At 49.9% G+C, this 13,044-nt stretch carries 13 protein-coding genes and 1 other annotated feature; of the genes, 10 read left to right on the plus strand and 3 right to left on the minus strand.

The features are described from left to right. From cysI to ABEA66_RS23090, 3 genes are all read left to right on the plus strand, one after another. Complete coding sequence (cysI, locus tag ABEA66_RS23080; protein ID WP_345591189.1) at positions 1-1,734, plus strand: assimilatory sulfite reductase (NADPH) hemoprotein subunit; 1,734 nt, start codon at positions 1-3, stop codon at positions 1,732-1,734. A gap of 335 nt (positions 1,735-2,069) precedes the next feature. After that, positions 2,070-2,363 (plus strand): ArsR/SmtB family transcription factor, encoded by a 294-nt coding sequence (locus tag ABEA66_RS23085; protein ID WP_345591191.1) that lies wholly within the window; start codon positions 2,070-2,072, stop codon positions 2,361-2,363. Between the two features lie 135 nt (positions 2,364-2,498). After that, positions 2,499-3,506 (plus strand): NADP-dependent oxidoreductase, encoded by a 1,008-nt coding sequence (locus ABEA66_RS23090; protein ID WP_345591707.1) that lies wholly within the window; start codon positions 2,499-2,501, stop codon positions 3,504-3,506. 149 nt (positions 3,507-3,655) lie between these two features. Here the strand turns inward: ABEA66_RS23090 and ABEA66_RS23095 are convergent, their stop codons facing one another. Further along, positions 3,656-4,558 carry a LysR family transcriptional regulator gene (locus tag ABEA66_RS23095; protein WP_079908485.1) on the minus strand — a complete coding sequence of 301 codons (903 nt, stop codon included), beginning with the start codon at positions 4,556-4,558 and terminating at the stop codon, positions 3,656-3,658. A gap of 134 nt (positions 4,559-4,692) precedes the next feature. Here ABEA66_RS23095 and ABEA66_RS23100 point away from each other — a divergent pair, with 134 nt between their 5' ends. From ABEA66_RS23100 to ABEA66_RS23115, 4 genes are all read left to right on the plus strand, one after another. Beyond that, entirely contained in the window at positions 4,693-5,361 is a 669-nt protein-coding gene (locus tag ABEA66_RS23100) for an O-methyltransferase (protein WP_345591195.1), read from the plus strand. Between the two features lie 59 nt (positions 5,362-5,420). Next, on the plus strand, positions 5,421-6,176 hold the full coding sequence (locus ABEA66_RS23105; RefSeq protein WP_192701065.1) for a MerR family transcriptional regulator: 756 nt from the start codon (positions 5,421-5,423) through the stop codon (positions 6,174-6,176). Between the two features lie 180 nt (positions 6,177-6,356). Continuing rightward, positions 6,357-6,968, plus strand: a complete 612-nt coding sequence (locus ABEA66_RS23110; RefSeq protein WP_079908488.1) for a TetR/AcrR family transcriptional regulator — start codon at positions 6,357-6,359, stop codon at positions 6,966-6,968. Positions 6,969-7,090: 122 nt separating this feature from the next. Beyond that, complete coding sequence (locus ABEA66_RS23115; protein ID WP_345591198.1) at positions 7,091-8,290, plus strand: MFS transporter; 1,200 nt, start codon at positions 7,091-7,093, stop codon at positions 8,288-8,290. A 93-nt stretch (positions 8,291-8,383) separates the two neighbouring features. Here the strand turns inward: ABEA66_RS23115 and ABEA66_RS23120 are convergent, their stop codons facing one another. After that, positions 8,384-9,268: a LysR family transcriptional regulator gene (locus ABEA66_RS23120; RefSeq protein WP_345591200.1), complete on the minus strand. Its 885-nt coding sequence runs from the start codon at positions 9,266-9,268 to the stop codon at positions 8,384-8,386. Positions 9,269-9,376: 108 nt separating this feature from the next. Here ABEA66_RS23120 and ABEA66_RS23125 point away from each other — a divergent pair, with 108 nt between their 5' ends. Both ABEA66_RS23125 and ABEA66_RS23130 read left to right on the plus strand, forming a co-directional pair. Next, on the plus strand, positions 9,377-9,763 hold the full coding sequence (locus ABEA66_RS23125; protein WP_079908491.1) for a tautomerase family protein: 387 nt from the start codon (positions 9,377-9,379) through the stop codon (positions 9,761-9,763). A gap of 40 nt (positions 9,764-9,803) precedes the next feature. After that, positions 9,804-10,130, plus strand: coding sequence for a carboxymuconolactone decarboxylase family protein (locus ABEA66_RS23130; RefSeq protein ID WP_345591204.1), 327 nt, complete (start codon positions 9,804-9,806; stop codon positions 10,128-10,130). Between the two features lie 95 nt (positions 10,131-10,225). Here the strand turns inward: ABEA66_RS23130 and ABEA66_RS23135 are convergent, their stop codons facing one another. Next, the gene (locus ABEA66_RS23135) at positions 10,226-10,993 is read right to left on the minus strand and encodes a cupin domain-containing protein (RefSeq protein WP_079908492.1); all 768 of its coding nucleotides are present in this window, start codon (positions 10,991-10,993) and stop codon (positions 10,226-10,228) included. Between the two features lie 156 nt (positions 10,994-11,149). Then, positions 11,150-11,380, plus strand: a binding site (T-box leader). A gap of 99 nt (positions 11,381-11,479) precedes the next feature. On the opposite strand from ABEA66_RS23135, the gene ABEA66_RS23140 reads away from it, so the two are divergent. Beyond that, positions 11,480-13,027 carry a 2-isopropylmalate synthase gene (locus ABEA66_RS23140; RefSeq protein WP_345591207.1) on the plus strand — a complete coding sequence of 516 codons (1,548 nt, stop codon included), beginning with the start codon at positions 11,480-11,482 and terminating at the stop codon, positions 13,025-13,027. Positions 13,028-13,044 lie beyond the last annotated feature (17 nt).

Consider the following 13,044-nt stretch of genomic DNA (forward strand, 5'->3'; position numbering starts at 1 on the left):
ATGGCAGAAAAACAAAAAGTGCAGCCGATTGGCGGACCTCCAAGCGATGTGGAATTGCTGAAACGGGAAAGTAATTACTTGCGCGGATCTTTGGTCGAATCGCTGTCCAACCGGATCACCGGCGGATTGCCTGAACTGGACAACCGGCTGCTGAAATTTCACGGCAGCTATATGCAGGATGACCGCGATTTGCGTAACGAACGGCAAAAGCAGAAGCTGGAGCCATCGTTTCAATTCATGCTTCGCGTCGTAACCCCCGGAGGCGTAGCTACTTCGGAGCAATGGCAGGTCATCGACGAGCTGGCGGAGAAATACGGCAGCGGCAGCATTCGCCTCACTACGCGGCAGGCATTCCAGCTGCACGGAGTGCTCAAATGGAACTTGAAGCAAACGATTCGGGACATCAACGATGCGCTGCTGACCACTTTGGCTGCATGCGGCGACGTCAGCCGTAACGTCATGTGCAACCCGAATCCCTATCAGTCCGAGGTGCACAGCGAGGTGTACCATTGGTCGCAGCAATTAACGAAGCATCTTGCTCCGCGTACGCCGGCGTATCATGAGATTTGGCTGGATGGCGAGAAGGTTGTGGACAGCCTTGAGCAGAACGGCAGTCAAGAGGAAGTGGAGCCGATCTATGGCCCGGTATATTTGCCGCGGAAGTTCAAGATCGGTATCGCGGTTCCTCCATCCAATGATGTGGATGTGTACTCCCAGGATCTCGGCTTTATCGCTATTATCGAAAAAGGCAAGCTGGTCGGCTTCAACGTTGCCGTCGGCGGCGGCATGGGCATGACGCATGGCGATACCCAAACGTATCCTCAGCTGGCCAGAGTCATCGGCTTCTGTACGCCGGATCGGATTCTCGATGTAGCGGAGAAGACGGTAACGATTCAGCGCGATTACGGAAACCGCTCCGTGCGGAAATATGCGCGCTTCAAGTACACTATCGACCGGCACGGTCTGGAATGGTTCGTTGACGAGCTGCACGAGCGTCTTGGCTGGAAGCTCAAGCCCGCTCGCGAGTTCCGGTTCGATCATACCGGCGACCGCTATGGCTGGATCAAAGGGAAAGACGGCAAATGGAGCTTGACGCTCTATATTCAAAGCGGCCGGATTGTCGATGAAGAAGGCTACAAGCTGAAAACCGCTCTGCGTGAGGTTGCCAAAATCCATACCGGCGATTTCCGTCTCACCGCGAATCAGAACTTGATGATAGCTAATGTATCGAGCCAGAAAAAGCCAAAGATCCAAGCTTTGCTGAAGGAATACGGCATTCTGGAGAGCGATCAGGTGTCCGCTCTTCGCCGCAGCGCTTTGTCCTGCGTAGCGCTTCCGACCTGCGGATTGGCGATGGCGGAGGCGGAACGTTATCTGCCAACGCTGATCGAGAAGCTGGAGCCTATCCTGGAGGAAGCCGGCTTGCGGGAGCAGGAAATCAACATTCGCATGACCGGATGCCCGAATGGCTGCGCGCGCCCTGCTCTGGGCGAGATTGCCTTCATCGGTAAGTCCCCGGGCAAATACAATATGTACATGGGAGCCGGTTTTTCCGGCGACCGCTTGAGCAAGCTGTACCGGGAAAACATCGGTGAAGAAGATATTATCGACATCCTGAGGCCTATGATTCATCATTATGCTGCAGATCGTACGGAAGGCGAGCATTTTGGCGATTTCGTCATTCGTACGGGGTATGTGAAGGCGGTAACGTCCGGACTCGATTTTCATCATTAATTCTTATACAAGAACAAGCGCTGATTTTTTTCAGCGCTTGTTTTTTGAGTTTTTCGAGAAACCTTAACATACAGAAAAAATGCGAAAGGTGATAGGTGGGGTATCCCCTGGAGGAGCGAAAGCGTTCGCCTTTGTTCTCAGGAAATCCCCACTATAAAGCGAATATAATCAACATTTCCTGAGAACAACAGCGACCGGAGGGGGATACCCCACCGGGGTACCAAAGCAATTTTTTAGATTTTCAGGTTTCTCAACATCCCCAGGCACTGACTTCATCAGCGCTTGTTCTTGCCCCTCCGGTTGACAAAAACCGCATTCCTTTTTATCATAGTTCTATGATGATCGAACAATTACAAGCCGACGATGAGAAGCGGGCACGGATTTTTAAAGCTTTATCGGAAAAAAAGCGTATAGAAATTGTCCGTTATCTCCACACGGAGCCGACGCGGAATAGCTGCGGGGAAAGCGGCAAAGCGATGGGAATGGACAAATCGAATGTCACGTATCATTTGAAAATCATGAACGAAGCGGAGCTGATTCGCGTCGTCCGCGACGGGCAAAATAAAAAAATATATTTGGTCGACGATATATTTCAGATGTATTTACCCGGTTTCTTGGACAGCCTATAAGGGCCAAGAAACTTTCTTTTTGATCCGATAGTTTGAAAGTTTTATAACTATTCAAATTTCATGCCCGATGCTAACCGATGAAGCGTCCCGTGTCCGATAAGTTATGATTCCCAAGAAAGAGAGTGATCTATGATGATGAACAAAATGATTTTACTTAAAAACCGTCCGCAAGGCTGGCCTGATCAAGATACCTTTGAAATGAAGGAGGCGCCTGCGGGCAAGCCGGAAGAAGGCCAGGTCCTTGTCCGCTCGATCTACTTATCCGTCGATCCCTATATGAGAGGACGAATGAATGATACCAAGTCCTATGTACCGCCGTATCAGCTTGGCGAGGTCATCAGCGGCGGCGTCGTAGGGGAAGTCATCGAATCCCGTTCGGAGCTGTTTAGCGCAGGGGACAAGGTGCTCGGCATGCTGGGCTGGCAGCTGTATAACATCGCAGATGCCAAATCGCTCCGCAAAATTGACGGAAAGCTTGCACCGTTATCCGCCTATTTGAGCGTTATCGGGTTGACCGGCTTGACGGCCTACTTCGGTCTCATGGACATTGGACGACCGAAAGCGGGAGAGACAGTGGTCGTATCCGGGGCGGCAGGCGCAGTCGGCATGGTCGTCGGTCAGATCGCTAAAATTCATGGAGCCAGAGTCGTTGGGATTGCCGGCTCGGATGAGAAAACGAAGTTTCTGGTGGACGAGCTGGGCTTTGACGCCGCGGTGAATTACAAGACATCCGACCTGAAGCAAGCGCTGGAGCAAGCCTGCCCGCAGGGAGTTGATGTCTACTTCGATAACGTCGGGGGAGACGTCTCCGACGCCGTCATGAGTCTGCTGAACGATCATGCGAGAATCCCGCTGTGCGGAGCCATCTCGGCCTACAACAAGGAGGAGGGCAGCGATGTCGGTCCGCGGATTTTGACCAAGCTGATTAAGACGCGCTCCATGATCAAAGGCTTTGTGCTCGGAGATTACGCTGATCGTCTGCCGGAGGGAATGGAGCATCTGACCAAATGGCTGTCCGAAGGCAAGCTGAAATACGAAGAAACGATTATGGAAGGCTTCGAGAAGGTTCCTGAGGCTTTCGTGCAGCTGTTTAAAGGGACCAATATCGGTAAAATGCTCGTTAAGGTAGGTCCGGAACAATAATTGAACGATCTACCAGCATGATGAAAAAGTCCGAATGCTTTGGCACTCCAAAGGTTCGGGCTTTTTTGGCATTACTTGGAAAGCATCAGACTTAAGCCTTGATGGCAAGGGCTTATCTTGCAGCGTTATTGAGCCGTACCGGCACCGGTTCAGGACGGCCTTCTATAAGGGTTTTGCCGGATCATTTGGATGAAATGGGCCGCCGCTTGAGATAAAGGCTCTTGCCTGCGGGTACATACGGCAATCGTATTTTGCAAATGGATTCCTTCGACATATACCCGGCATAACTCGCCGCGTTCTACATACGGGCTCACGACCAGAGACGAGACGAAGCTTGCGCCGTACCCGGCAATCACCGCGGTAATAGCTTCATGCAATCCGTTAAACTGCAGGGTAATTCTCGGATTGGTGGAATTATAGGTGCGGCATAGAGCCAATAATCGCTCCCGTGTCGAGCTTCCTTCCTCCCGCATAACGAAAGCCTCCTTCATCATGTCGTGCAGAGAAACCTGCTGGTTCGCATATTTATGGCCGGGCGCTACGACAAACCACAGCTCGTCCTGAAACAGCTCCTCCGTTTGTACCGTATCCGGATATTCCTCCGGGAGTCCCCCATAGATCGCCAGATCCGCCTCCACATTCAGAAGCTGCTTCAAGGCATCGCTGGAATTGGTCGTTGTGATGGTCATTTCCACTTGCTCATACTGCTGCTTGAACTTTGCGATCCAGGCGGGCAGCAGCACATGGGCCGGCAAGTATGTCGCGGCAATTCGAATATGTCCAATCGAACCGTGGTGATAATCATGCGTAAATTGTTCGATCTGCTGCTCGACTGCGAACAGTCTTTTGGCGAGCTGCTCCATTTTCTCCCCGGCGTCTGTCAACGCGATTCCCCTGCCTTGAGGCTTGAACAACGGGATGGACAATTCCTTTTCAAATTTTTTGATTTGGGCGGTGATCGCAGGCTGACTAATATTCAATATTTCCGAGGCCCGTGTCACGCTTTGGGTGGAGGCAATAACATGAAATAATCGTAAGGCGTGAAGATTCATCGCGGTAAGCTCCTTTGTACAATTTATATATAAATTATATAAGTAGGATGAAAAGATATATTTTTATTATGATTATAGATCATCTACAATAAAAACAGAACCAGCCAAACGATAATAAAGGAGAAGTGATACCTATGAATCCATTAAACCTTTGGAACCAGGTAGATCAGTATGTAACGGAGAAGCTGATTCCGTACGACGCTATTCTTGAAGAAGCTTTGGCTAACAATCGGATGGCAGGGTTACCCTCTTACGACGTAACGCCGTCACAAGGGAAATTGTTAAACCTGTTCGTTCAAATGCAGGGCGCACAGCGAATTTTGGAAATCGGTACGTTGGGCGGGTACAGTACGATCTGGATGTCGAGAGCGCTGCCGCCGGAAGGGCGTTTGGTTACTATTGAAGTGGACCTGCTTCATGCGGAGGTCGCCAGAGTCAATCTGGCCCTTGCACAGCAGGATCATAAGGTCGAGCTTCGGGTAGGAGATGCGCGGGAGCAGCTAGCTCTATTGGAGGAGGAACGCACGGAGCCGTTTGATCTCATCTTTATCGATGCGGATAAGCCGAACAATCCCCATTATTTACAATGGGCGCTTCGCTTCTCCCGTCCGGGAACGGTTATTATTGGCGATAATGTCATCCGTGACGGAGAAGTGGTCAATGAGCATAGCGTAGACCCCAGGGTCCTTGGGGTAAGAACGTTTTTCGACATGCTGGCGGAAGAGCCGCGGGTGACAGCTGCAGCAATTCAAACCGTCGGCAGCAAAGGATATGACGGCTTCGTCATCGGAATTGTTCAATAAAAGTGTTGACTCTCCTCTTGGGGGAGGCTTTAGACTTGTTTTTGAAGGAGGTGAACCCCATGCTGTATACCGTAAAAGAAGTATCGGCCCTGTCCAACGTCACCGTCAAAACGCTGCACCATTACCACAGGATCGGTCTTCTGGTGCCTTGCGAAATCAGCAGCGCGGGCTACAGGTTGTACGGGAGGGAGGAGCTGGAGCGTCTTCAGCACATTTTGTTTTATAAGGAGCTGGACTTTCCGCTGGAGACCATTAAAGCGCTTCTGGACAAAGAAACGGAACGGACGGCAATGCTTGCTGAGCAAGAAAAGCTCCTCCTGGCCCGCAAGCAGCGGCTGGACACCATTCTTCACACCTTGCGAACAACTATACAGAGCAAGAAGAAAGGAGAACCAATGAACAGTCAGGATCTATTCAAAGGCTTTGAAAGCGAGGACGCATGGAAAGAGGCGCTAAGCGAGCAAAACCAGCATCTGAAGGAAACCTACAACGTGGACATTCTTGAAACTGCTTCAGTCGACGTTCAGGAGATGAACGAGCAGGCGGCGGAGGCAGCAGCCTTCATGAACGAGGTGGCGCAATCCTTAAGAGACGGCTTGAAGCACAGCGACGACAAAATGAAGCAGCTGCTGCGCAGCCATTTAACGTTTATGAACGAGCATGGCCACGCGGTTTCACCGGCAGATTTTGCTGCGCAAACCCGGTTTTTCCTGCAGGATGACTTCCACCTGCGTATGCTGGAGGATCAGCAAACCGGTTTGGCTTATTATTTGGCGGCGGCAGCGGAGTCTCTGGCGGCAGAGGCTCAGCGGTAGCAAAAGTGAGACACTCCAATGGATTTTCATTGGGGTGTTTTTTTGACCATTTTGATGCCGACTTAAGCGTCGAAAGGAACGAGGGGTTGCAGAATTGGACCGCATTTGCTAGAATACTGAATAAACGTTCAGTATTATTGTCACGATTCCGCTGACTTCCACCAAATCGGAGTGAACCGTATGAATAAAAAGCAGTTGCAGAGTGAGTTGACCAAAAAGCGAATAGCTGACGCCGCTAGAGTATTATTTATACAAAAGGGGTACAAGGCGACCTCCATCGAAGATATTGTCGAGGTGACAGGCAGCAGTAAAGGGAATATTTATTATCATTTTAAAAGCAAGGAAGGCTTGTTCCTGTATTTGGTAGAGGAATGGGACCATGATTGGGAGCACAAATGGCTCGAGAAAGAATCCAAGTATGAAACGACAATAGATAAATTGTACGGAATCGCCGAGCAGATGGTGCTGGATGATTTGAATCATCCACTTACGAAAGCAGCGGATGAGTTTTTCAATAACGAGGAGAAAACCAGCGACGTAGAGGACCGGATGGCCGAGATGGTCACGAGGCACTTGAAATTCAACGGAAAGCTGATTCGGGAAGGTATGGAGAAGGGCGAATTCAAGCAAGCTAACGTTGAGAGTCTGGCTGTCATCCTGGAGGGCTTGTTCTTTGGCCTAAGTCAGATGTCGCGTAAATCGAGTATGAAGGAAGCACTGGAGCTGTACCAGATGGCGGTAAAAATATTTCTTTACGGCATTGCCGCGCGGCCGGAGGAGCCGGAGCGATAGCCGTATCGGTTTTATAGACAGACACCCGAGCCGAAAATATTCCTTTTCGGTGAAGCCTTTTGGAATAATACAAAACGAACGTTCAGTATAATTATGAAAGAAACAGCATGTGGAGGATTATCATGTCATTATTATTTAGAAACAGAGGCGCAATTTTACTTTTGATGGTCAATATTTTCCTGGTTTTTACAGGCATTGGGCTTGTCATACCCATCATGCCCACTTATATGGAGGAGCTTCATATTAACGGCAGCATCGTCGGCTTGCTGGTTGCCGCATTTTCTTTAACCCAGCTCTTATTTTCTCCTATGGCAGGCCGGTTATCCGATTCCCTCGGCAGAAAGAAGATTATTATTGGCGGAATGCTCGTGTTCGCCGTCTCGGAATGGATGTTCGGAGTGGTGAGCACACCGTTGTTTCTCTTCGTCTCGAGGATGCTCGGAGGTATAGGCGCGGCGCTGATCATGCCTGCGGTTATGGCTTACGCCGCCGACGTCACTACGACGGAAGAACGGGCCAAAGGAATGGGCTTCATTAATGCGGCCATTACGACCGGATTCATAATTGGCCCCGGGATCGGCGGATTTATTGCGGTATATGGAATTCGAGCACCCTTCTATGCGGCAGCTGCCGCGGGAGTCGTAGCTGCTATCATCTCGCTAATTCTGCTTCCGGAATCGATGAAAGCAGCTAAAGGAACGTCTCCGGCTCCGAGCTCGTCTCAAGATGCCAAGCCAAGTCTTATATCGCAGCTGAGACAATCCTTCCGCGAGCCCTATTTTCTTGGCTTGATCATCGTCTTCGTCATGTCCTTCGGCTTGGCAAATTATGAGACGATATTCGGATTGTTCGTGGATCATAAATTCGGGTTTACTCCAAAGGATATTGCTTTTATCATCACCTTCGGTTCCATTGCGGGAGCTGTCGTACAGCTTACGATTTTCGGCTGGATTTTGAACCGTTTTGGCGAGAGACGGGTCATATCCGTCTGTCTGGTTGTCGCGGGGGTATTTGTTTTATTGACGCTCTTTGTGAGCCGTTACTGGCTGATTTTGCTGGTTACATTCATCGTTTTCCTGGCAACGGATATTTTGCGGCCGGCGGTCAGCACCCAAATGTCCAAAATGGCCCAAGACCAGCAGGGCTATGTAGCCGGCTTGAACTCCGCTTATACGAGCTTGGGAAATATTGTAGGTCCCGTTGTCGCAGGGTTCCTCTTCGATATTAACATCCAGTATCCGTATGTATCGGCCTCTCTTGTATTGCTGGTGTGCTTTGTCTTATCGCTGGCAGCCAAGGGAAAAAGGGCGGTTGCATCTTGACCGCGTGTCGTTATTGCAAAAGCGTCGCTGCGAAAAGCAGCGGCGTTTTTTTGCATGTGTAAGTGTAAGCTAGAGCTAGACTAAACCTTCTTCTCATGTACGCCGCCAAAGCTCAAGCTCCTTCTTCAAGCATTGAAGGAATAAGGTGCTTGCCGAGGAGCGGTACTGCAGCTTGCTAAGCTGCAAAATGCCGATCGGGATCAACGGCTCCTTCATGTTGACCTCCAAATGTACAATGTCAGGAGGCAGCTGGAGGGAGGAGAGGACGGCTCCGACTGACGGGATTTGCTGTACGAAGGACGGTATGGCGGAAATCTGACTCACCGTATACAAGAACGGCGTGCCGGAATATCCGGCAAATTCTTTTACCAGACGCATATGGTACAAGCAGGTTTTGCCGCCGACGAAGAGCGGGTAATCGTACAGTGCTTTCATGGAAACGGTTGGAGCGTCAGCATAGGGATGGTTCTTGGAAACGATAAAGCTGATTTTTTCATCATACAGATGCTCGAAGCGCAGGGCGGAGATGTCGTGCGGCTCCCCGGTTATTGCGAAATCCAGCGTGTTTTGCAGAAGCGACTGGGCCAGCATATCCGCGTTGCCGACCGTGAAATGACACTCAATCTGCGGCTTCAGGGCGCGGAACCTGTGCAGAACAGCGGGCAGCAGGCTGGCCGTCATCGTCTCCGATACCCCGATGTGAAGGGTCCCTTTTTCTTCCTTTTGCAGCGATTTGGCCTGATCCAATACATAATTCCAGTGCTGAATCAGCTTGTCCACCTCTTCCGCGTATACCTTCCCGGAAGGAGTAAGCTCCGCATCCCAGCCCCGTTTGAACAGCTTGATCCCAAGCTCTTTTTCCAGCCTTTGTATTTGATTGGTCACCGTGGACTGCGCGTAATTTAATCTGGCGGCTGCCTTGGAGAAGGTACCCTCTTGAATAATCGTGCGGAAGGTCGTGAGCTCCTTCAAATCCATACCACTCATCTCCATCTAATAAAATGATAATATTTATGAATTAATTCAATTATACAGATGAAGAATTGAGGTGTACAATCAAATTATCTTGAAAGGGAGGGAACCAGCATGCCGTTCATTCGAGTCGGTTATTTGGAGCAGCAATACGGGGACAAGGAGTTGCCAATCATCAGTCAATGTATTATGCGTGCTTTAAGAGAGCATTTTCATGTCCCGGAGGATGATTACTTTCAGGTTTTTCATGCGCATAAGCGAAGCGAATTTTACTACAGCCCCCATTATCTAAATGTGGAGAGAACGGATAAGCTCCTCTATATTCAAATCACGTTAGGGTCAGGGAGAAGCAGGGATCAGAAGAAAGCATTTTACCGCAGGCTCGCTGAGCTATTGGCGGCAGAGTGCGAGATCAGAGAAGAGGACGTATTCGCTGTCTTGATGGAAACCGAGCTGGAGGATTGGACGTTCGGCAAAGGGATCGCGCAGATGATTTTATGAAAAGCGTCGTTATAACGAGTACGTGAAAGGAGAGCAGGCGATGAAGCACAGACGTATCGTATCGAATGCGAGAGAAACATTGGGGAATGTGGCACCGGCGTTGGCACACTATTCGGAGGAGGTGCTGTTCGGGGATGTATGGAGAAGGGAGGAGCTATCGCTTCGCGACCGAAGTCTCGTTACGGTTGCCGCCCTTGTGGCAGGCGAGCACACGAACCAGCTGCCTTTCCATTTGAAGCTGGCTATGGATAATGGCCTTACCGAGGAAGAGCTGATTGAGGTCATCACGCATTTGGCCTTCTATGTAGGCTGGCCGCGGGCAGCGTCAGCCGTTTCCGTGGCGAAGCAGGTTATGGGTAAGGATTAGCATCTAGTATCTATCCCAATGGGATAGAAGACGAAAAAAGACCATTCCAAGCTGCCTCAAGCAGTCCTGAATGGTCTTCCGTTGTTCGCTGCGTCTTACAGATTGCTGTTATAATTGTAACCCCATCCATTGCCTATATAAGGCTGCTGCAGGGGATACTCGTATCTTTGATGGTACTGCGGCATGCTGGAATTGGGTTGGTTCGGGAAGGCTTGGTTCGGATAGGACTGGTTAGGGAATGCTTGATTAGGGAAGGGCGGATTCGGGTACATCGGCTTCGAATAGTTTGGTTTGGCTTCCTTCTCACTGGTGCCCTGAACCTCAAACTTATCGCAATCCTTTGGAGGACCGATGAAAACTGTCCCGGTAATGGGGGAGAGCGTATCCTTCACTTTGTCTTCATCGAGGCAGTAGGAGCGTGCGAATATGTTGGCGGGCGTCAGACGCAATAGATCGGAGCCGCCGATAAATTCCGGAGTCGGGGCATCGAAGATGGCTAACAAATGCGTGTTGTCGACGGACGCAACCTCATAATGCCACCATCCTTGAGGCACGTTAGCTACTTGACCCGGCTGAATGGGGAAGTTAAGCAGTTCCTTCGTAAAGGGATTGATCAACGAGACGACAGCAGCTCCCGAAATGCAATAGACCAATTCCGAAGCATTCTGGTGTATATGGGGTTCTACGATGTTACCGGCGCTGAGAAAAATATCGAGCAGAGATACGTTTCCAAGCGTATTAAGCTGTTTAATGGAAAGCGCGTTAATGTAGTTCTGCGGATCTTTTGTGAAAAATCGATTGTCGCTTAAATCATAAGAAAATGCTGCCGATGGCGAGGCATAATCCATATATGAAACGGCCACGTCATTCCCTACTTTCATTGGATATTAGGCGTTTGACCCTATGCGGTTACTGTATGCAGCTGTAAATCTAAACGTTCGCCTAATCCATACCCTTATCCAATTTCAGCTGTTGACAATGAATCAGGAATGCCCTATAATAACCATTAATTTCATTAGCCAAATGTTACGATTAGAAATAGTAGAATTGATTGGACCTTTCAGAGAGCCGTTGGCAGGTGCGAAACGGCAGTGACCTTCATTTCGAACTCGTCTATGAACAGCTGCCTGATATGTAGGGTAAGCCGGATTTCCACCGTTACAGGGATAGATGGTGATGGCCATCGAAGGAGATCATTTCGTTAATGAAATGAATTAGAGTGGTACCGCGAGTTCAACCTCGTCTCTATACGTAGAGACGGGGTTTTTTTGTTGGTTAAATTCCGGGTTTAACCAACCTCGCTTTATATAGATATATATTATATCCATTTCGTTTAGGAGGAACTAACCATGAATCGTAAAATAATTGTATTGGATACTACATTGCGTGACGGAGAGCAGGTTCCTGGCGCTAAGTTAAATATGCATCAAAAAATTGAAATCGCCCAGCAATTGAAACGGCTGAATGTAGATATTATCGAAGCGGGCTTCCCGGCTTCTTCCCAAGGAGATTTTCAGGCGGTGCAGGAAATTGCCCGCACCTTTGGCGACAGCGTATCGATTACTGCGCTGGCCCGCGCCGTTCGAACCGATATTGACGCTGTCTATCAAAGCATTAAGGCGGCGCAAAATCCGCTCATCCATATCGTTCTCGGAACCTCCAACATCCATGTGGAGAAGAAGTTCAACCGATCCAAGGAAGCGGTCATGGAGATGGGCGTTGAAGCCGTCAAATATGCCAAGACGCTGCTGCCTTACGTTCAATATTCGACAGAGGATGCATCGAGATCAGATTTCGAATATTTGTGGAAAACGATCGAAGCCGTTGTCAAAGCAGGGGCGACGATGATTAACGTGCCGGATACGGTCGGCTTTGCCGTCCCTGATGAATTCGGGGACTTGATCCGCAGAATTAATGACCGCTTGAAGAACTTGAACGACAAGGTCATTCTCAGCGTGCACTGCCATAACGATTTGGGGCTTGCAACCGCGAATACGCTCAGCGCGGTCAAGAACGGAGCGGACAAAATCGAATGCACGATTAACGGCTTGGGTGAGCGCGCGGGTAACGCCTCGCTGGAAGAAGTCGTAATGGCCTTGAAGGTAAGGGAAAGCTCCTTCCAAGCCTATACCGAAATTCAGACCAAAGAGCTTCTGAGAACGTCCCGCTTGGTCACTCATTTGACCGGCCTGGATGTTCAGGTGAACAAAGCGATTACAGGCGAGAACGCCTTCGCCCACTCCTCGGGCATTCATCAGGACGGGCTGCTTAAGGATAAGCAGGTTTATGAAATCATGTCTCCGGAGGATGTGGGAGCGGAGAGCATGGAGCTGATTCTTACCGCCCGTTCCGGCCGTCACGCGTTCAAGAACGCCGTCGAGAAGATGGGCTTTGATACGAGCGATAACGAGGACTTTGAGCAGCTGTTCCAAAAATTCCTTACCCTGGCCGATGCCAAAAAAGAAGTGTATGATCATGACGTATTTTATTTGGTGACAAGTCACCGCACCGTCAGCGATACCGAGAAGCAGCTGTATGAGCTGGAATCCTTCCAGGTGGTGACCAACGATGTTTACCCTACGGCTACCGTGAAATTGAGAAAGGGCTCTGAGGTTTTGAAAGGCTCTGAAGTAGGCGACGGTCCGATTGATGCGTTGTACAGCGTCATCAAAGCCTTGGTAGGCATGGATGTTCAGCTGAAGGATTATAAAATCAACAGCCTGTCGAGAGGCAAGGAAGCGATCGGCCGCGTCAACATCCGCATCCAATACGAGGGCAAAACATATTCCGGCCGCGCTATGGACACCGATATTATTAAAGCCAGCGCGAATGCGTTCTTGAATGCCGTTAACGGCGCTTTGCTGGATGATATGGCGAAGCAAGGGTCTGCTGTCTAGGTTTATCCCGAAGGGGT

It is taken from the genome of Paenibacillus vulneris (assembly GCF_039543185.1).
Classification (GTDB): Bacteria; Bacillota; Bacilli; order Paenibacillales; family NBRC-103111; genus Paenibacillus_S; species Paenibacillus_S vulneris.

Coding starts and splice junctions, on each gene's coding strand:
- ABEA66_RS23095 (WP_079908485.1), bottom strand. CDS start 4,558: ATGAATCTTCACGCCTTACGATTATTTCATGTTATTGCCTCCACCCAA.
- ABEA66_RS23125 (WP_079908491.1), top strand. CDS start 9,377: ATGCCGTTCATTCGAGTCGGTTATTTGGAGCAGCAATACGGGGACAAG.
- ABEA66_RS23140 (WP_345591207.1), top strand. CDS start 11,480: ATGAATCGTAAAATAATTGTATTGGATACTACATTGCGTGACGGAGAG.
- ABEA66_RS23105 (WP_192701065.1), top strand. CDS start 5,421: ATGCTGTATACCGTAAAAGAAGTATCGGCCCTGTCCAACGTCACCGTC.
- ABEA66_RS23130 (WP_345591204.1), top strand. CDS start 9,804: ATGAAGCACAGACGTATCGTATCGAATGCGAGAGAAACATTGGGGAAT.
- ABEA66_RS23085 (WP_345591191.1), top strand. CDS start 2,070: ATGATGATCGAACAATTACAAGCCGACGATGAGAAGCGGGCACGGATT.
- ABEA66_RS23115 (WP_345591198.1), top strand. CDS start 7,091: ATGTCATTATTATTTAGAAACAGAGGCGCAATTTTACTTTTGATGGTC.
- ABEA66_RS23120 (WP_345591200.1), bottom strand. CDS start 9,268: ATGGATTTGAAGGAGCTCACGACCTTCCGCACGATTATTCAAGAGGGT.
- ABEA66_RS23110 (WP_079908488.1), top strand. CDS start 6,357: ATGAATAAAAAGCAGTTGCAGAGTGAGTTGACCAAAAAGCGAATAGCT.
- cysI (WP_345591189.1), top strand. CDS start 1: ATGGCAGAAAAACAAAAAGTGCAGCCGATTGGCGGACCTCCAAGCGAT.
- ABEA66_RS23100 (WP_345591195.1), top strand. CDS start 4,693: ATGAATCCATTAAACCTTTGGAACCAGGTAGATCAGTATGTAACGGAG.
- ABEA66_RS23090 (WP_345591707.1), top strand. CDS start 2,499: ATGAACAAAATGATTTTACTTAAAAACCGTCCGCAAGGCTGGCCTGAT.